Origin of the sequence: Sphingomonas sp. OTU376 (assembly GCF_038440415.1) — a bacterium.
Taxonomy (GTDB): Bacteria; Pseudomonadota; Alphaproteobacteria; order Sphingomonadales; family Sphingomonadaceae; genus Sphingomonas; species Sphingomonas kyeonggiensis_A.
This window is the reverse complement of the sequence record NZ_JASATQ010000008.1, coordinates 1-17,108: the sequence shown is the minus strand read 5'-3', so window position 1 is coordinate 17,108 and position 17,108 is coordinate 1. Positions and strand designations below refer to the sequence as shown.

Below are 17,108 nucleotides of genomic sequence, written 5' to 3'. Positions count from 1 at the left end.
GAAGCCATTTCGGTTTGAATGTTTTATTTCATCGGCATGTATGGTCGGAGCAAAGAAAAGGGGCGCAGGGATCGGATCCCGGCGCCCCTTTTTCCTTTTGTCCCGCTGGCTTACCAGACGTGGACCCGTTCCTCGGGCGGCAAATACAGCTTGTCGCCGGGCTTCACGCCGAAAGCGGCATACCATTCGTCCATGTTCCGCACGATGCCGTTGACCCGGTACTCCTCCGGGCTGTGCGGGTTGGAGAGCAGTTGCGCCCGCAGCGCGCCCTCGCGCGCCTTGCCCTGCCAGCTCTGCGCATAGGCGAGGAAGAAGCGCTGGTCGCCGGTATAGCCGTCGATCACCGCCGGTTCGCCGTGGCGCGAGACATAGCGGCGATAGGCGGCGTACGCCGCCTCGAGCCCGCCCAGGTCGCCGAGATTCTCGCCCAGGGTCAGCTGGCCCTTGATATGGACGCCGGGGATCGGCTCGTAGCTGTCGAACTGCTTGACCAGCGCCTGGGCATGCGCGGTGTAGCGATCGGCCGACTCCTTGGTCCACCAGTCGCGCAGCCTGCCGCTCGCGTCATATTGGCGGCCCTCGTCGTCGAAGCCGTGGCCCATCTCATGGCCGATCGTCGCGCCGGTCTCGCCATAGTTCACCGCCGGGTCCGCCGCCGGATCGAAGAAGGGCGGCTGGAGCTGCGCGGCCGGGAAGGTCACCTGGTTGAGAACCGGGTCGTAATAGGCGTTCACGGTCTGTGGCGTCATGTCCCACAGCGTGCGGTCGACCGGCTTGCCGAGGCGCGACATCTGGAGGTTCCAGTCGAACCGCTCCGAGGCAAGGTTGTTGGCCAGCGGATCGGTCCGGCTGACCGGCATCGACGAATAATCGATATATTTGACCGGCCCGCCCAGGCGCGGATCGAAGGCGGCGAGCTTGGCGAGTGCTTCCTTGCGGGTGGGTTCGTCCATCCATTTGGCGGCGTTGATCTTGTCGGCATAGGCGGCCCGCAGGTCCTCGACCAGCTCGTTGGCCTGGGCGGCGGCTTCCCTGGTCCAGTGGCGCTCGGCGTAGATCTTGCCGATCGCCTCGCCGAGGCTGCCGTCAAGCAACCGCACGCCGCGCTTCCAGCGCGGGGACTGGGCCTTCACGTCGTTGAGCGTGCGGCTGTAGAAATCGAAGCGGGCGTCGTCGAACGCCTTTGGCAGATACTGGGCGTGATCGCTGACGAAGCGATAGGCGAGCCAGTCCTTCCAGGTGGCGAGCGGCACATCGGCCATGCGCTTGCCGGCGGCGGTGACGGCGGTCGTCTCGCGCACCACCACGGTCGGCATCTTCGCCAGACCCATATGCGCAAGCGTCGCGTCCCAGTCGAACTCGGGGGCGAGCTTCGCCAACTGGGCGCGGGTCATCGGGTTATAGGTTTTCTGCGGGTCGCGGCGCGCCTCGGGCGTCCACTGGTCCTGCGCCAGCCGGGTCTCGAGCGCCAGGATGGCGTCCGCCTTTGCCTCGGCATCCGCGATGCCGGCGAGCTGCTGGATCTTCACGACATAGGCGCGATAGGCCTTGCGGATCGTGTCGTACTTCTCGCCCTGGAGCAGGTAATAGTCGCGGGTCGGCAGGCCGAGCCGCGCCTGGCCGGCCATCACGGTGTACTGGGTCGGGTTCTTCTCGTCGGCCGAGATGCCGATGCCGATCGGTGCGGCATAGCCCGGCTCGGCCATCAGCAGGTTGAGCGCCTTGCGGTCCTTCACCGCCGTAATCCGCCCGAGATGGGACTTGAGCGGAGCGGTGCCGCGCGCCTCGATCCCGGCCTCGTCCATCCACGCGGCGTAGAAGTCGCTGACCTGGCGCATCACCGGATCGGCGGGGTGCGCGCCGGCACCCTCGACCAGGGTGCGGACCTCGACCTCGGTTTCGTCGGGCAGGTCGTAATTATAGCCGGCGCGCGACTTGTCCGGCGCGATCGGCGCGTCCCGCAGCCAGCTGCCTTCGGCGAAGCGGAAGAAGTCGTCGCCCGGCTTCACGCTCTTGTCCATCGTCGCATAGTCGACGCCCCAGCTGCCATATTTCGGCTTGGCGGGGCTGGTCTGGGCAAGGGCGGGCATGGCGAGCGCGGACGTGCCGAGCAGCAGCGCGGCGGCGGCGAGACGGGATAGACGCATGCGGGGAAACCTCCGGGTGATGCAGCGGGCTATCACACTGGAACCGGCCCGATCAATCGCTCCCGGCGTACCGCGCAGTACGGCAAATGTTTCCGAAAAATGTCCCCGAACGAAGCTTCGTCCCGGATCGGTTCTATAAAGTCAAAATTACAAGAATTGCGCATTTAATGGGGAAGGGGCCGAAGTGAAATTACGTTACCTGTTGCTTGCCTTCGCGGCGAGCTGTGCTGCTACGCCTGCGCTGGCGCAGACCGAGACCGCGCCGAAGGAAACCGACGCGGCCAAGCCGGCCAAGCCTGCGACGCAGGATGTGTTCTCGACCGGTGTCGCCAAGGGGCGTGACCGGCTCGACAGCGCGACCTCGACCAGCGCGCTCAAGGCGAGCGAGATCGAGAAGCTCGGGCCGCGTCCGCTTGGCGATATCCTGCGCACCATGCCCGGCCTGCGCGTCGAATCCGCGATCGGCGAGGGCAATGCCAACTACACCGTGCGCGGCCTGCCGCTTGCGGCTGGCGGCTCCAAGTACATGCAGCTGCAGGAAGACGGCCTGCCGGCGCTCGAGTTCGGCGACTTCTTCAACTTCGGCGGCGACGTGTTCCTGCGCGCGGACTTCAACCTGGCGGCGGTGGAATCGATCCGCGGCGGCTCGGCCTCGACCTTCGCCTCGGACTCGCCGGGCGGCCTGATCAACCTGATCTCGAAGACCGGCGATCAGCCGGGCGGCGCGGTGCAGGTCACCCGCGGGCTCGACTATGGCGAGAACCGCATCGATGCGGACTATGGCGCGAAGCTCAGCGAGAATCTCCGCTTCCATGTCGGCGGCTTCTATCGCTGGGGCGAGGGCCCGCGTGAGATCGGCTTCACCGGCTATCGCGGCGGCCAGATCAAGCTCAACGTCACCCGCCAGTTCAGCAACGGCTATATCCGGCTGAACGCGAAATATCTCGACGATCGCTCGCCGACCTTCGCACCCTATTATTTCAAGCTGACCGGCACCGATGCCGATCCGGTGATCGCCAACCTGGCGAATTTCGACATTCGCAGCGACTCGGTGCTCTCGCCGAACATCAGCCCGGTGACGACGCTGGACGGCAAGAACCAGCTGCACCGCTTCCCGGTGAAGGACGGCATGCATCCCAAGTCCAAGTCGATCGGGCTCGAGGCCCAGTTCGACTTCGGCGGCTGGACGATCAGCGAGAAGGCGCGCTTCTCGAAGAACTCGGGCGACTTCCTGCGCGTCTTCGCCAATAGCGCGGACACGGTGGCGAACTTCGCCGTATCGCAGGGCGGCGCCGGCGCGACCGCGCGCTATGCCACCGGCCCCAAGGCCGGTCAGCTGGTCCCGGCCAACGCCAATGGCAACGGCCTGCTCGCGCTCTATTACATGGCCGAGACCCGCGCCCGCTCGCTCGACAACTTCACCAACGACCTGCGTGCCACCCGCGTCTGGGGCGTCGGCAAGGGCAAGCTGACGATGACCGCCGGCGTCTACAAGGCGATCCAGACGCTCAATTCCGAGTGGCTCCACTCGGCGATCGACGTCGATGTCGCCGGCAATGGCGAGACCGCGATGGTCAACATCTTCAACGCCGCCGGCGTGGCGCAGACCCAGGACGGCTTCTACGCCTATGGCCGGGGCCGCAGCAGCAAGTTCCGCCGCATCTTCGACGTGAAGTATGATGTGACCGCACCCTATGGCTCGGTGAACTATCATGTCGGCAAGGTCGCGATCGGCGGCAGCCTGCGCTACGACATCGGCAAGGTGCGTGGATCCCTCTACGGCGCCGATCTGGGCGGGCGCGGCACCGGGCTGATCTCGTACGACGTCAATGGCGACGGCACGCTGAGCGTGCCCGAGCGCAGCGTCGCCTGGCTGCCGCTCAGCCAGCCCGCACCGGTGAACTATGACTATGGCTATCTGAGCTATTCGGCCGGCATCAACTACCGCGTCGCCGAGCCCTTCTCGCTGTTCGCCCGCTACAGCAAGGGCGGCCGCGCCAATGCCGACAAGATCCTGTTCACCCCGGTGGTGAGCACGACCGATGGCAGTGTAGCGAATGACAGCGACAAATATGACGCGGTTCGCCAGCTGGAAGGCGGCTTCAAGTTCCGCAAGGGCGGCGCCAATTTCAACGCCACCGCATTCCTCGCGCATGCCGATGATCACAATGTGCTCAACGGCTCGGCCAACCAGACCATCCGCAGCTACCGGGCCTATGGCCTGGAGATGGAAGGCGGCTTCCGCCGGGGTGCGTTCAGCATCACCGCGGGCGCGACCTATACCAAGGCGAAGATCACCGAGGACAAGCTCGACTCGACGCTGACCGGCAAGGAACCGCGTCACCAGCCGGCCTGGACCTTCGAGGCGACGCCGCAGTTCGAGACGAAGCACTTCACCGTCGGTGCGAACGTGGTGGGCCTGACCAGCAGCTATGCGCAGGACAGCAACCTGCTGCGGATGCCGGGCTTCACCGTGGTCAACGCGTTCCTGCAGGTGCGCCCGCTGCCGCGGGTCCAGCTGATGCTCAACGCGAACAACCTGTTCGACAAGATCGGCTTCTTCGAGATCTCGCAGAGCACCGTGCCGGCCAACGGCATCGGCTCGGGCCGCGCGATCAACGGGCGGACGATCTCGGGTTCGCTGCGCTACGACTTCTGAGGCGCGGCGCATGGGGGAGGGGCGCTCGGGAGACCGGGCGCCCCTTTTTGCATGCCGGGCGGATCAGGCGGCGCCGAGCTTGCGCGCCGCCTCGAGCAGTTCGGTGGGGAACATCGCGACGATCGTAGAATTATGCTCGACGCCGATCTCGGTGAGCGTCTGCAGCCGGCGCAGCTCGAGCGCGCCCGGGCTGGCGGCGATGACGTTCGCGGCATCGGCGAGGGTGCGGGCGGCTTCCTGTTCGCCCTCGGCCTTGATGATGCGGGCGCGCTTCTCGCGGATCGCCTCGGCTTCCTTGGCGATCGCGCGCTGCATCTGGGAGGGGATGTCGAGGTCCTTGATCTCGACCGCGTCGATCGCGACGCCCCAGCGCTCGCAGGTCTGGGCGAGCAGCTCGAGCAGGCGCTGGTTGATCGCGGTGCGGTCCTTGAGCATCCGGTCGAGGTCGCTCTGGCCGATCGCGTCGCGCATCGCGGTCTCGGCGGCCTGGATCACGGCGCTGCGCCAGTCGGCGACGGTGGTGACGACGCGTTCGGCCTGCGCTGCGCGGAACCAGAGCACCGCGTTGACGCGCACCGCGACGCCGTCGCGGGTGACGGTCTCCTGCGTGTCGAGCGCCCAGGTGAGGGTGCGCAGGTCGACCTTCACGATGCGGTCGGCCAGCGGGATGCGCCAGAACCAGCCCGGCCCCTTGGTCTCGTGGAGCCGGCCGAGGCGGAAGACGACGCCGCGCTCATATTCCTGGTTGATGCCGAAAGAATTCAACGCAAACGCAAGCACGATCACCCCGATCGGGGCGAGAATTACCAGCGATGTCGGGAGCATTTCGAATGCCTTCGATGCCGCTTGCACGCGGCGAGGTGCGGCGATTGCCGCAGGCAGTATTTACGCTCGTTGCGAAGACGAACCAAGCAGCGTCACGCGGATTTGCGGTTGCAGGAAATGCATGTTGCCGTTGCGGCCTGCCGGTGGATCAGAGATTGATCGGCGGCGTTTCCGGCAGGCGATTGGCGGGGAATCCGGCACCGGTCAGGATCGCGCGGACACCGCCCCAGAGCGCACCGGCGATCGCGTTCCACGCCTGCTCGATCGTCAGCGCCGACAGCATGACGACCGACTTCGCGGCGTTCTCGGCATTCTGCTGAAGGCCCTGGAGGAAGAACGCGAAGAGCTCGTCGTCGTTCTTGAGCGATCCGGTCGCGCGCGAGGTGGCGATGTTCTCGGCCTGCCTGGCAAGCAGATTGCCCTGACTCTGCACGAAATTGCTGATCACCGAGTAGCCCTGGCCCAGTTCGCCCTTCAGCGCGGCGACCATGTTGCCCAGAATGTCCTGACTATTCATGGCTTCCCCCTTAGCGCTTCAAGGCGTTCTCGACGGTGAGCGCCTGGGCGATCGCCGGATCATAGTTGCCGCGGAACAGGACGACGATATCGGGCTGGAGACCGGCGCTCTTATGGGTGTCCCGCATCCGGCGGAAGGTGCTCAGGATCTGCGCCAGGCTGGCCGGCGAAGTGTTCACGCAGGCGGTGGGATCGGTTTCGCTCTTGCAGAGCTTCTCGACGAGTTTGAGCCCGGAAAGCCGCCTGGCGAGCGGCGGGATCTGACGGGTCATCGCCTGCTGGCGGAGGGATTCGAACTGGCCGATCAGCGCGGCATAGCGCGGCGCATAAGTGGGGAATTCCGAGGCCGGCGAGCCGGTTTCCAGCTCGGCGAAGAGCGTGAGCACCTGGGTGTTGGTCTGGTCGAGTCCCTGGACCAGCGCCGGATCATAGGCGGGTGCCAGCTGAACCGTGCAGGCCGCGAGCACGAAGGCCCATAGCAGGACAGTGCGCTTCAAGATTGCCGGAACCATCATGCCCACCCCCAAGGATGCCTCGATTCATCACAGGCGTGCTGCCGGGGGAAGCGGTTATTTGGCCAATTCCGTGCAATCGGCGGCGAGCGGATACGAAAACGCCCGGACCTTCCGGCCCGGGCGCTTCGCTTCTGGTCTGTCCGTAGGGATCAGGCCGAATAGTACATGTCGTACTCGACCGGCGACGGGGTCATCTCCCAGCGAGCGACTTCGCCGCGCTTGATGTCGATATACGCCGCGATCTGGTCCTTGGTGAACACGTCGCCCTTGAGCAGGAAGTCCTGATCGGCTTCCAGGCTGTCCAGCGCTTCGCGGAGCGAACCGCAGACGGTCGGGACCTGCTCGAGCTCTGCCGGCGGCAGGTCGTACAGGTTCTTGTCCATCGGGTCGCCCGGGTGGATCTTGTTCTGGATGCCGTCGAGGCCGGCCATCAGCAGCGCCGCGTAGCAGAGATACGGATTGGCCAGCGCATCCGGGAAGCGGAACTCGACGCGCTTCGCCTTGGTGCCCGCACCGTACGGGATGCGGCACGAAGCCGAGCGGTTGCGCGACGAATAGGCGAGCAACACGGGAGCTTCATAGCCCGGGACCAGGCGCTTGTAGCTGTTGGTCGACGGATTGGTGAAGGCGTTGAGCGCCTTGGCGTGCTTGATGACGCCGCCGATGAAGTAGAGGCACGCGTCGGACAGGCCGGCATAGCCGTTGCCCGCGAAGGTGTTGGCACCCTTTTCCCAGATCGAGATATGGGTGTGCATGCCCGAGCCGTTATCTTCCTTGATCGGCTTCGGCATGAAGGTCGCGGTCTTGCCATAGGCGTTGGCGACCTGGTGCACGACATACTTGTAGATCTGCATGCGGTCGGCAGTCTGGACGAGCGTGCCATAGGTCAGGCCGAGCTCATGCTGCGCCGCGGCGACTTCGTGGTGGTGCTTGTCGCAGGGCAGGCCCATTTCGAGCATGGTGGCGACCATCTCGCCGCGGATGTCGACGGCCGAGTCGACCGGCGCGACCGGGAAGTAGCCGCCCTTGGCGCGCGGACGGTGGCCGAGGTTGCCGGCCTCATATTCCTTGCCCGAATTGCCCGGCAGCTCGATGTCGTCGATCGCGTAGTACGAGGTCGAGTAGCTGTTCTCGAAGCGCACGTCGTCGAACATGAAGAACTCGGCTTCCGGACCGACATAGACGGTGTCGCCGATGCCGAGCGACTTGAGATAGGCCTCGGAGCGCTTCGCGGTCGAGCGCGGGTCACGGGCATAGAGCTCGCCGGTCGAGGGCTCGACGATGTCGCAGACCAGGATCAGCATCGGGGTGGCCGAGAACGGATCGATCCAGACGGCGTCCAGATCCGGCTTCAGGATCATGTCCGACTCGTTGATCGCCTTCCAGCCCTCGATCGACGAACCGTCGAACATCAGGCCGTCGGTCAGCTCGTCCTCGCCGATCACCTTGGCGACCATGGTGAGGTGCTGCCACTTGCCCTTGGGATCGGTGAAACGAAGATCGATCCACTCGATCTCGTTGTCCTTCACCATCTTCAGAACGTCGCTGGCCGAATTCGCCATTGTTGAACCCTTTCGCTCTCTTTCGTTGACCCGACGAATCGGGAAAGAATCTTGCCCCAGAGGGGTGTTACATCGACGCTATGTTGCGCCGCGTCAAATCGCGTTTTCGTTGCGCTCGCCGGTGCGGATGCGCAGCGCGGTCTCCACCGGGATCACGAAGATCTTGCCGTCGCCGATCCGGCCGGTCTGCGCCGCGGCGGCAACCGCCTCGACCACGCGATCGGCAAGCGAGTCCTCCACGACGACCTCGAGCTTCACCTTGGGAAGGAAGTCCACGACATATTCTGCGCCGCGATAGAGCTCGGTATGGCCCTTCTGACGGCCGAAGCCCTTGGCTTCGGTGACGGTGATGCCGGAAACGCCCACTTCGTGCAGCGCTTCCTTCACTTCGTCGAGCTTGAACGGCTTGATGATCGCTTCGATCTTTTTCACGGTTTCCCCCGAGGCACATGAGGCTTGCCTGTCCGCGCGTCTGGCAAGGTTCGTGCCAGTGCGGGACTCGGCTTGCTCCCTCGGATGCACGCCGGGCAAAGCTTTAACAAGTGCCTATCAATTGAGCAGCGGGGCCCGTGGTGCCGGATTTGGGGGCAGCAGCTCGGTGCGAGGCTGAAACGGGGCGACCGGCAGGTCTTTTTGGGAACCGTCAAGGCTGGTCGCGGGTTGTACGCTGCTTGAGCGTACCGGGGTGTGACCCAAATGCAGACAATGCCGATGAACCTGCCCGCCGAGTTGCATCGGCGGGGAAGCGATGTGCCGGGTGGCGACGTGATCGTCGCCCGAGGGCCGCTGGTCATCATGGCGCAGGGCCTGCTCGCGCTCGACCCCGAAGCGCGCAAATGCTGCTGGATTCACAGCGAGGCGGGTGACCTGGACGCGGCCGGCGCCGAGGAGCAGCTCGAAGGCTGGGGCAGGCTGCCGCATTGAAACGCCCCCGGAAGCGCGGGCTTCCAGGGGCGTCTCGTAACCTGAAAAGGCAGGATCAGCGGGTGGCGGGGCCGCCGCCCGGGATCTGGACGTTGAGCGGCTCGGTGGTGAACACCTTGTACTCGCGGCCCTGCTCGACGATCGCGCTCTTGCCGGTGACGAAGGCGCCGAACACGCCGACCGCCACCGCCGCACCGACCGCGGCGCCGGTATTGCCCTGGCCCTCCTGGCGGAAATGGCCCTTGAGCGGGATGCGATTGCCGTTGAGCTCGATATGAGTGATGTCGAACTCCATCTTGGCCGACTTGCCGAACGCACCCTTGCCGGTGCGATAGGTGACGATGCCAAAGGCCGGCGTGCCCTTCGGGATCACCACAAAGTCGCCGATCATCACATTGTTCGCGACGCTCAGGTCGAACTTGTGGCCTTCCTTCTTGAACTTCTTCGAGTTCAGCTCGGCATTCATGCTGACGGTGACTTCGGTGTTCGGGGCCAGCGTGGCCGTGGAGCCGGCGATGGCGGTTTCGATCGGGCGTGCGACGATCGGTGCCGAGCCCCCCGGCGTGGCGGTAACCACCGCAGGCGTGGTCTGCGGTGCGCTCTGCGGCGCATCCTGCGTGCCGGACACGAGCAGCATCATCCCAATAACGATATTCATGATTCCCCCCCAGTGCAAAGAATTGCCCCCAATTGGTTGCGCGGGTCGTTGCAAAGGTCAAACAATATTTGGTCCGCGTTCCATGCGGTTAGATGGTTACCCCGCAGTTGCGAAAGAAAAGCGGGCGTGAGGACTGGTCCGCTTCGGTTCGAACCGGTATTCGGTCCTGCGACCCCAAAGGGGCGGTCGCTTTCCTTGAAACAGGGCAGGAAAAACCGATCATGAACCTCCGCATGATGTTCGGTGCGGCCGTTGCGGCCGGACTTCTCTTTTCCGTGGCGCCGGCACAGGCGCAGTTCGGCAGCATCGGCAAGCTGGTGAAGAAGGCCGGCGTGAGCATGCCGAGCCTGCAGAAGGAGCCGATCACGACGAGCCTGCCGGACGCGAAATGGGGCGATCCGAGCCAGGACGGCTTCGTGCCGCGTGAGCCCAAGAAGCCGCTTTCGCAGTTGCAGCGCACGGCGGCCGGCGGGTTCGTGCTGCAGCCAGGCTATTACAGCTTCCACGACCAGAGCTATTGCCTGAAGGCCGGCACCCACGGTCCGGGCGGGGGTGACGGCTATCTTTACGCGCCGCCCAAGGGACCGGCCGAGGATGTGGTGCTGGCGATCGTGCGCAATTCGGTGAGCCATCCCGAGATCGACCAGCACATCATCCAGACTTTGCTCTGGGCGATCATCGCGCGGGCGAAGTTCGAGGATCTGTCGACCGAGCACAAGGCGGTGGCGGCACAGCTGCTCACTCCGCGCCAGCTCGCCTCGCTCAACCGCAGCGCGCTCGACCTGCTCAACCAGGGGCCGATCGCCGACAATCTGCCGAGCGGCGTGCGCCAGGCGCTGCGCGCCGAGGCGGACCTGCGGCGGATGCTGGCTTCGGGCGGCAGCTATGCCGATCTTGAGCGGGTGGCGGTGCTCGCCGGCGCGGCCGGCGTGGGCGAGGGCAGCGAGGACGTGCCGAGCGGGCGCTGGAGCAAGCACCCGGACGGCTATTTCATCCGCTACCTGCCGCAGAGCTACACCAACACGATCGTCGAGATCTGGGTGCCGCAGGGCAGCCCCGCCGCGGGCCGGGAATATGACCCGGCGACGCACATTGCGGTGCCGGGCAACACCAACCGCCAGAGGCTGATCCAGTCGGGCCGGCCCTACAAGTCGTGAGATGAGGGGAGGGGCGGTGCGGACCGCCCCTCATTCCCCGCGCTTCAATAGGGCGGGTGGTCGAGGCCCTTGGGGCTCTTCGTGAAGATCTCGCAGCCGGTTTCGGTGATGCCGATCGAATGCTCGAACTGGGCCGAGAGCGAACGGTCGCGGGTGACCGCCGTCCAGCCGTCGTCGAGCAGCTTCACGTCGGCGCGGCCGATATTGATCATCGGCTCGACCGTGAAGAACATGCCGGGGCGCAGTTCAGGACCGGTGCCGGGGCGGCCGACATGGACGACCTCGGGCGCGTCGTGGAAGACCTGGCCAAGGCCATGGCCGCAGAAATCGCGGACGACGCCGTAGCGATGCTTCTCGGCATGGCGCTGGATCGCGTGGCTGATGTCGCCGAGATGATTGCCGGGCTTGGCCTGCTCGAGGCCGAGCATCAGGCACTCATAGGTCACATCGACCAGGCGGCGCGCCTTGATCCCGACATCGCCGACCAGGAACATGCGGCTGGTGTCGCCGTGCCAGCCGTCCAGCATCGGCGTCACGTCGATATTGACGATGTCGCCGTCCTTGAGCGCCTTCTCGCTGGGGATGCCGTGGCAGACGACATGGTTGCTCGAGATGCAGCAGCTGTGCGTGTAGCCGCGATAGCCGAGCGTGGCGGGCACGCCGCCGGCGGCGATCGTCATCTGGCGGACGATGTCGTCGAGCTCGGCGGTGGTGACGCCGGGCACGACATGCGGGACGAGTGCATCGAGGATCTCGGCGCCGAGGCGGCCGGCGCGGCGCATGCCCTCGAAGCCCGCCGGGCCATGGAGCTTGATCGCGCCATCGCGGGCCTGCGGCATGTCGGCAGTAACGGTCACATATTCGGTCATCGGGGCCATATAGGCCGATCGGCCGGGTTTTTCGAGAGGCAGAAACGCTAGGCGCGGGCACCGCATGCGGCTATGCCGGTGCCATGGGAGAGCGCATCTGGACGGCTGGGCTGGTGGTGATCGGCGACGAGATTCTCTCGGGCCGCACGCAGGACAAGAACATTGCCCAGATCGCGACCTGGCTGAACGTGCAGGGCATCCGCCTGGCTGAGGTGCGGGTGGTGCCGGACGTGCAGGAACGCATCGTCGAGGCCGTGAACGCGCTGCGCGAGCGCTACGATTATTGCTTCACCACCGGCGGCATCGGGCCGACGCATGATGACATCACCGTCGACGCGATTGCCGTGGCCCTGGGCGTCGGCGTGGTGATCCATCCCGAGGCGCGGGCGGTGCTGGAGCGCTATTACGAGACGCGCGGCGGCATCACCGATGCGCGGCTGCGCATGGCGCGGGTGCCCGAGGGCGCCGAGCTGATCCCCAATCGCATGTCCGGCGCGCCGGGCATCCGGGTGGGCAACCTCTTCATCCTGGCCGGCGTGCCGCATATCACCGCGGGCATGCTCGACGCGCTGACCGGCACGCTGGAGGGCGGGCGCCCGGTGCTGTCGCGGACGATCGGATCCTGGGCGGCGGAAAGCGAGATCGCCGACATGCTGGCCGCTACCGAACGCGCGCATGAAGGCGTGGCGATCGGCAGCTATCCCTTTTTCCGCGACGGCAGGATCGGCGCGAATTTCGTGGTGCGGGCGACCGAGCAGGGGGTGCTCGATGCCTGTGCGGAAGACCTGATCGCGGGGCTGGCCGCCAAGGGGCTGGAGGCAGTCGACGGCGGCATCTGAGGGGGACGGGCATATGGGCGAAGGCAAGCGACCATTCGGCTTCTGGACGGCGGCGGCGCTCGTCGTCGGCGGGATGATCGGATCGGGGATCTTCGTGCTGCCCGCCCAGCTCGCCCCGTTCGGCTGGACCGGGGTTGCGGCCTGGGTCTGCGCGATCGCCGCTGCCGCATTGCTCGCTACCGTGCTCGCCGCGCTGGCCAGGGCGATGCCCGAGGAACCCGGCGCGGTGGCGATCTGCGCGCGCGCGCTGGGGCCGCTGCCTGGCGTGCTCGTCGGCTGGGCCTATTGGGTGGGCGTGTGGTGCGCCAATGCGGTGATCGCGCTCACCGCCATACGCTATCTCGGCGTATTCTGGCCGGCGATGACCGCGACCGCGCTGTCGAGCGCGCTCTGGGCGGTGGCGCTGATCTGGCTGCTCACCGCGCTCAACCTGCAGGGCGCCAGGGCGGCGGGAAACTTCCAGCTGGTGACGACCGCGCTCAAGCTGCTGCCCCTCATCGCCGTCGTGGCGATCCTTGCCGGGCTGGCGCTGTCCGGCGGCAGGCAGTTCGGCACGGAGGCGCATGCGCCCTTCGCGGCGGGCCAGCTGACGCCCGCAATTACCCTGGCATTCTTCGCGCTGGTCGGCTTCGAGGGGGCGAGTGTCGCCGCCGAGCGGGTGCGCGATCCGGCGCGCAACGTGGTGCGCGCGACCCTGGCCGGGCTGGCGCTGACGGCACTGCTCTACCTTGTCATCTGCTCGGGCATCATCTTCGCCATGCGGGTGGCGGCGGTGGCCGAAGCCCAGGCGCCGATAGCGCTGTTCGTCGCGCATTATGGCGGTGCCGCCGCAGGCTATGCAGTGGCGGGGTTCGCGGCGGTGGCGGCGATCGGCTGCCTGAACGGCTGGGTGCTGCTGCAGGGAGAAGTGCCGCTGGGAATGAGCCGGGCGGGACTGCTGCCGCGCTGGGTGGCCGTGACCAACAAGCGCGACGTGCCGGTGGGCGTGCTGCTGGCGGCGAGCACGCTGGCCTCGCTGCTGGTGCTGAGCAATGCCACCCGCTCCACCGGTGGCCTGCTCGACTTCATGCTGCGGCTGACCACCGCGGCGACGCTGTGGCTCTATGTCGGGGGCTGCCTGGCGGCGATCCGGCTGGATGTGGCGCGGCCGGTGGCGGTGCTGGGGCTCGGCTTCGCGCTGTGGGTGCTGTGGGGATCCGGGCTGGAGGCGGTGCTGCTCAGCATCGGACTGATGCTGACGGCGGTGCCGCTCTATTTCCTCGCGTTGCGGCGGGGATCAGCCGAACAGCCGGCCTAGCAGGCTGCGATCGCGCAGGATTTCGTGCGCGGCATTGTGCCCCGGCGCGCCGGTGACGCCGCCGCCGGGATGGGTGCCGGCGCCGCACATGTAGAGGCCGCTGATAGGTCCGCGATAATCGCCATGCCCCAGCACCGGCCGCGCGGCCCAGAGCTGATCGAGCGACATGTGCCCGTGCATGATGTCCCCGCCGATCAGGCCGAACTTGCGTTCGAGATCGAGCGGGGAGTGGAGCTGGCGCGCGATCACCGATGCCTTGAAGTTCGGAGCATGCGCGGTGACCGTGTCGATGATCCGGTCGGCGGCGTCTTCCCGGCGCGCGTCCCAGTCGAGGCCGGGGGCGAATTGCTGGCAGAACAGCGCCGCGACATGGCAGCCCGGCGGCGCAAGGCTGTCGTCCACCGTGCTTGGGATCGTCATCTCGACGATGGGTTCTTCGGACATGCCGTTGGCCTTCGCGCTGGTATAGGCGCGGTCCATGTAATCGAGCGTCGGGCAGATCATGATGCCGGCGGTGTGATGCTCCCCGGTGCCGGGAAGCACGGTGAAGTCGGGCAGCTCGGAGAGCGCGACGTTCATCCGGAAGGTGCCCGAGCCGGCCTTGTAGTGGTCGATGCGGCGAGCGAAGTCGGCGGGCATGTCGGCGCGGTCGACGAGCTGGCGATAGAGCAGGGCCGGGCCGACATTCGCGGCGACCACCCCGGCCGCGATCTCTTCGCCGCTCTCCAGCCGGACGCCGGCGACCTTGCCCCCATCCACCAGCAGCTTCGCGACCGGCGCTTCCACGCTGATCTCGACCCCGGCCTCGGCGCACGCCTCCGCCATCAGCCGGGTGATCGCGCCCATGCCGCCGACCGAATGGCCCCAGGCGCCCTTCTTGCCGTTCACTTCGCCGAAGACGTGGTGGAGCAGCACATAGGCGCTGCCCGGCGTGTCGGGGCTGGCATAGTTGCCGACCACCGCGTCGAAGCCGAACGCAGCCTTGATATAGTCGTTCTCGAACCAGCTATCGAGGAAGTCGCGCGCCGACTTGACGAACAGGTCCATCGTGTCGCGCTGGGCCTCCAGCGACATGCCGGCGAGCTTGCGGCCCTGCGCGGCGGCGGCGAGCAGGGCGCGGATGCCGCCGCCGGCATTGGGCGGAGTCTTGAGCGCCATGTCGCGCAGCACTTCGGCGACGCGCTCCAGCGCTTCCTCGTAGCGCGGAAAGGCCTCGGCATCCTTCGCGGAAAAGCGGGCGAATTCGGCGCGGGTGCGCTCAAAGCCGCCGCCCAGCTTCAGATAGCCGCCGTCATGCGGCAGGAAGTTGGAGATCTGTCGCTCGATCACGCGCCAGCCCCGGGCGTGGAGCTTCATGTCCGCGATCACCTTGGGGCGAAGCAGGCTGACCGTGTAGCTGGCGGTGGAATTGCGGAAGCCTGGGTGGAATTCCTCGGTCACCGCCGCGCCGCCGACGATGTGGCGCCGCTCGAGCACCCGGACCTTGAGGCCGGCGCGGGCGAGGTAGAAGGCGCAGACCAGACCGTTATGGCCGCCGCCGATGATGAGCGCGTCGTATCTGCTGGTCATGCCGGCCTATCCCCTTCCGGACGCAGTAGACGGCGAAAGCGGACACGCCGCAAGCCGGCTATCCTCGCTTTCTCCTTGGCTTCTGCACAACGGCGCAGGCGATCCGTGCCATGATGCGGGCAGGATGGATTGTGGAAGGCAGGCAGATGACGGGATCGCGGGAATTGGCCGGTGCCGGCCCCTGGAATGGCTGGCGGATCGCCCGCTGGAGCGTGGCGGTGGCGCTGTTGCTGACGCCGCTGGTGATGATGCAGATCAGCGACGAATGGCATTGGGAAGCGGGCAGCTTCGTGATGGCGGGTATCATGATCGGCGGGGTCGGGCTGCTCTACGAACTGGCCGAGCGGGCGAGCGCGAGCCGGGCCTATCGCGCCGGTGCCGCCGTCGCGCTGATTGCGTCGTTCCTGAGCGTGTGGGCGGTGTTTGTCCGCGATGACGGGACGGGGATCGGCTATTTCCTGGTGGTGATGGCCGCAGGCGTGGGCGCCTTTGCCGCCTGGTTCCGCCCGGCCGGCATGGCGCGGGCGATGCTGGGCGTGGCGGTGATGCAGGCGCTGCTCGGGCTGGCGATCTCGACTGCGCCCGACACCGCGCGCGTGGCGGACGGGCCGTTCAAGGCGATGGTGTTCGGCGGGGTGTTCGCGGCGCTTTGGCTGATCTCGGCGCTGTTCTTCCACGCTGCGGCGAAGGGGGCGAGCCGGTCCACGGGATAAATGTACGCGGAAACCCGCCCGGACGACCGGATCGTCTATATTTCAAAGTTTGCAAGTCACCCATTTTGGCGAAACCCCGGGCAATTGGTTACCCAAAATTAGCCCTTCGGCCCCTAGCCGAATTGCCAATGGTGCAATCTCTTTCTTCCGATCAGAGCCGTGCGGTGGCCGCCTGGGCGGCGATCTCGCGCTCGCAGGCGATCATCGAATTCGACCTGCGGGGCAATATCCTGTGGGCCAACGACCGGTTCCTTGCGACCCTGGGCTATACGCTGCCGGAGATCGCCGGGCGGCACCACCGGATCTTCTGCGCGCCCGATATCCTCGGCTCGCAGGCCTATGCCGATTTCTGGGCCAAGCTCGGCAACGGCCATTATGATTCCGGCGTCTATCCGCGGCTCGCCAAGGATGGCAGCGCGGTGTGGCTGCAGGCGACCTACAACCCCATTCTCGACGCGCGCGGATGGCCCGAACGGATCGTGAAGTTCGCGATGGACATCACCGACCAGGTGGCGCTGCGCGATGCGCTGGGCGAGCAGAAACAGGCGCTCGAGGAGACGATGGGGCAGCTGGCCGAGATCGTCGGATCGATCAGCGACATTGCCTCGCAGACCAACATGCTGGCGCTGAACGCGACGATCGAGGCGGCGCGTGCCGGCGATGCCGGGCGCGGCTTCGCGGTAGTGGCGGGCGAAGTGAAGAAGCTGGCGGGGGATACCAGGCTGGCGACCGAGCGGGCGACGCGGATGATGGCAGCGCGCGCGCTGGCGGCTTAGGGGCGGAAGTCTGAGCATTCTTGCTCCCCTCCCTGCAAGGGAGGGGTTGGGGGTGGGTTGGGGCCGCGGGGTTACCGCGGCG

General features: G+C 66.5%; 16 protein-coding genes and 1 pseudogene. 8 read left to right on the top strand and 9 right to left on the bottom strand.

All coding sequences use genetic code 11. The features are described from left to right. Window positions 1-110: 110 nt before the first annotated feature. Window positions 111-2,147 carry a M13 family metallopeptidase gene (locus tag AAHM44_RS05340; RefSeq protein ID WP_342249289.1) on the bottom strand — a complete coding sequence of 679 codons (2,037 nt, stop codon included), beginning with the start codon at window positions 2,145-2,147 and terminating at the stop codon, window positions 111-113. A 184-nt stretch (window positions 2,148-2,331) separates the two neighbouring features. Here AAHM44_RS05340 and AAHM44_RS05335 point away from each other — a divergent pair, with 184 nt between their 5' ends. Further along, a complete protein-coding gene (locus AAHM44_RS05335) occupies window positions 2,332-4,806 on the top strand; it encodes a TonB-dependent receptor domain-containing protein (protein ID WP_269572606.1) in 2,475 nt (824 codons plus the stop codon). Between the two features lie 63 nt (window positions 4,807-4,869). On the opposite strand, the gene AAHM44_RS05330 is transcribed toward AAHM44_RS05335, so the two are convergent. The 5 genes from AAHM44_RS05330 to AAHM44_RS05310 all read right to left on the bottom strand — a co-directional run bounded on the left by AAHM44_RS05330 (window position 4,870) and on the right by AAHM44_RS05310 (window position 8,656). Continuing rightward, entirely contained in the window at window positions 4,870-5,631 is a 762-nt protein-coding gene (locus AAHM44_RS05330) for an SPFH domain-containing protein (protein ID WP_184168901.1), read from the bottom strand. A 148-nt stretch (window positions 5,632-5,779) separates the two neighbouring features. Beyond that, entirely contained in the window at window positions 5,780-6,148 is a 369-nt protein-coding gene (locus AAHM44_RS05325) for a hypothetical protein (RefSeq protein ID WP_342249288.1), read from the bottom strand. Between the two features lie 10 nt (window positions 6,149-6,158). After that, on the bottom strand, window positions 6,159-6,644 hold the full coding sequence (locus AAHM44_RS05320; RefSeq protein WP_342249287.1) for a hypothetical protein: 486 nt from the start codon (window positions 6,642-6,644) through the stop codon (window positions 6,159-6,161). Window positions 6,645-6,811: 167 nt separating this feature from the next. Further along, window positions 6,812-8,224, bottom strand: coding sequence for a type I glutamate--ammonia ligase (gene glnA, locus AAHM44_RS05315; protein WP_269572603.1), 1,413 nt, complete (start codon window positions 8,222-8,224; stop codon window positions 6,812-6,814). A gap of 93 nt (window positions 8,225-8,317) precedes the next feature. Further along, window positions 8,318-8,656, bottom strand: coding sequence for a P-II family nitrogen regulator (locus AAHM44_RS05310; RefSeq protein ID WP_086131131.1), 339 nt, complete (start codon window positions 8,654-8,656; stop codon window positions 8,318-8,320). Between the two features lie 264 nt (window positions 8,657-8,920). Here AAHM44_RS05310 and AAHM44_RS05305 point away from each other — a divergent pair, with 264 nt between their 5' ends. Further along, on the top strand, window positions 8,921-9,148 hold the full coding sequence (locus tag AAHM44_RS05305) for a hypothetical protein (protein ID WP_269572602.1): 228 nt from the start codon (window positions 8,921-8,923) through the stop codon (window positions 9,146-9,148). 55 nt (window positions 9,149-9,203) lie between these two features. On the opposite strand, the gene AAHM44_RS05300 is transcribed toward AAHM44_RS05305, so the two are convergent. Further along, window positions 9,204-9,806, bottom strand: a complete 603-nt coding sequence (locus AAHM44_RS05300) for a hypothetical protein (protein ID WP_269572601.1) — start codon at window positions 9,804-9,806, stop codon at window positions 9,204-9,206. Between the two features lie 221 nt (window positions 9,807-10,027). Between AAHM44_RS05300 and AAHM44_RS05295 the strand changes: the two genes are divergently transcribed. After that, window positions 10,028-10,963 carry a hypothetical protein gene (locus AAHM44_RS05295; RefSeq protein ID WP_269572600.1) on the top strand — a complete coding sequence of 312 codons (936 nt, stop codon included), beginning with the start codon at window positions 10,028-10,030 and terminating at the stop codon, window positions 10,961-10,963. A gap of 44 nt (window positions 10,964-11,007) precedes the next feature. Here the strand turns inward: AAHM44_RS05295 and map are convergent, their stop codons facing one another. After that, the gene (gene map, locus AAHM44_RS05290; protein WP_269572599.1) at window positions 11,008-11,832 is read right to left on the bottom strand and encodes a type I methionyl aminopeptidase; all 825 of its coding nucleotides are present in this window, start codon (window positions 11,830-11,832) and stop codon (window positions 11,008-11,010) included. A gap of 83 nt (window positions 11,833-11,915) precedes the next feature. Here map and AAHM44_RS05285 point away from each other — a divergent pair, with 83 nt between their 5' ends. Both AAHM44_RS05285 and AAHM44_RS05280 read left to right on the top strand, forming a co-directional pair. Beyond that, on the top strand, window positions 11,916-12,671 hold the full coding sequence (locus AAHM44_RS05285) for a competence/damage-inducible protein A (RefSeq protein WP_342249286.1): 756 nt from the start codon (window positions 11,916-11,918) through the stop codon (window positions 12,669-12,671). Window positions 12,672-12,684: 13 nt separating this feature from the next. Beyond that, window positions 12,685-13,968: an APC family permease gene (locus AAHM44_RS05280; protein WP_342249285.1), complete on the top strand. Its 1,284-nt coding sequence runs from the start codon at window positions 12,685-12,687 to the stop codon at window positions 13,966-13,968. On the opposite strand, the gene AAHM44_RS05275 is transcribed toward AAHM44_RS05280, so the two are convergent. Next, window positions 13,948-15,537, bottom strand: coding sequence for a phytoene desaturase family protein (locus tag AAHM44_RS05275; RefSeq protein WP_342249284.1), 1,590 nt, complete (start codon window positions 15,535-15,537; stop codon window positions 13,948-13,950). The two genes, AAHM44_RS05280 and AAHM44_RS05275, sit on opposite strands and share 21 nt — an antisense overlap. Before the next feature lie 146 nt (window positions 15,538-15,683). On the opposite strand from AAHM44_RS05275, the gene AAHM44_RS05270 reads away from it, so the two are divergent. The 3 genes and pseudogenes from AAHM44_RS05270 (at window position 15,684) to AAHM44_RS24835 (ending at window position 17,026) form a co-directional block, all read left to right on the top strand. After that, window positions 15,684-16,250 carry a hypothetical protein gene (locus AAHM44_RS05270; RefSeq protein ID WP_269576421.1) on the top strand — a complete coding sequence of 189 codons (567 nt, stop codon included), beginning with the start codon at window positions 15,684-15,686 and terminating at the stop codon, window positions 16,248-16,250. 128 nt (window positions 16,251-16,378) lie between these two features. Further along, window positions 16,379-16,765: pseudogene (locus tag AAHM44_RS24840) on the top strand (PAS domain-containing protein); the annotation flags it as partial. After that, entirely contained in the window at window positions 16,742-17,026 is a 285-nt protein-coding gene (locus AAHM44_RS24835; protein ID WP_446745959.1) for a methyl-accepting chemotaxis protein, read from the top strand. The pseudogene AAHM44_RS24840 and the gene AAHM44_RS24835, both read left to right, overlap by 24 nt. Window positions 17,027-17,108 lie beyond the last annotated feature (82 nt).

Excerpts from the sequence above, each read along its gene's own strand:
- AAHM44_RS05340 (WP_342249289.1), bottom strand. The coding sequence starts at position 2,147 with ATGCGTCTATCCCGTCTCGCCGCCGCCGCGCTGCTGCTCGGCACGTCC.
- AAHM44_RS05330 (WP_184168901.1), bottom strand. The coding sequence starts at position 5,631 with ATGCTCCCGACATCGCTGGTAATTCTCGCCCCGATCGGGGTGATCGTG.
- AAHM44_RS05325 (WP_342249288.1), bottom strand. The coding sequence starts at position 6,148 with ATGAATAGTCAGGACATTCTGGGCAACATGGTCGCCGCGCTGAAGGGC.
- glnA (WP_269572603.1), bottom strand. The coding sequence starts at position 8,224 with ATGGCGAATTCGGCCAGCGACGTTCTGAAGATGGTGAAGGACAACGAG.
- AAHM44_RS05305 (WP_269572602.1), top strand. The coding sequence starts at position 8,921 with ATGCAGACAATGCCGATGAACCTGCCCGCCGAGTTGCATCGGCGGGGA.
- AAHM44_RS05300 (WP_269572601.1), bottom strand. The coding sequence starts at position 9,806 with ATGAATATCGTTATTGGGATGATGCTGCTCGTGTCCGGCACGCAGGAT.
- AAHM44_RS05295 (WP_269572600.1), top strand. The coding sequence starts at position 10,028 with ATGAACCTCCGCATGATGTTCGGTGCGGCCGTTGCGGCCGGACTTCTC.
- map (WP_269572599.1), bottom strand. The coding sequence starts at position 11,832 with ATGACCGAATATGTGACCGTTACTGCCGACATGCCGCAGGCCCGCGAT.
- AAHM44_RS05285 (WP_342249286.1), top strand. The coding sequence starts at position 11,916 with ATGGGAGAGCGCATCTGGACGGCTGGGCTGGTGGTGATCGGCGACGAG.
- AAHM44_RS05280 (WP_342249285.1), top strand. The coding sequence starts at position 12,685 with ATGGGCGAAGGCAAGCGACCATTCGGCTTCTGGACGGCGGCGGCGCTC.
- AAHM44_RS05275 (WP_342249284.1), bottom strand. The coding sequence starts at position 15,537 with ATGACCAGCAGATACGACGCGCTCATCATCGGCGGCGGCCATAACGGT.
- AAHM44_RS05270 (WP_269576421.1), top strand. The coding sequence starts at position 15,684 with ATGACGGGATCGCGGGAATTGGCCGGTGCCGGCCCCTGGAATGGCTGG.
- AAHM44_RS24835 (WP_446745959.1), top strand. The coding sequence starts at position 16,742 with ATGGACATCACCGACCAGGTGGCGCTGCGCGATGCGCTGGGCGAGCAG.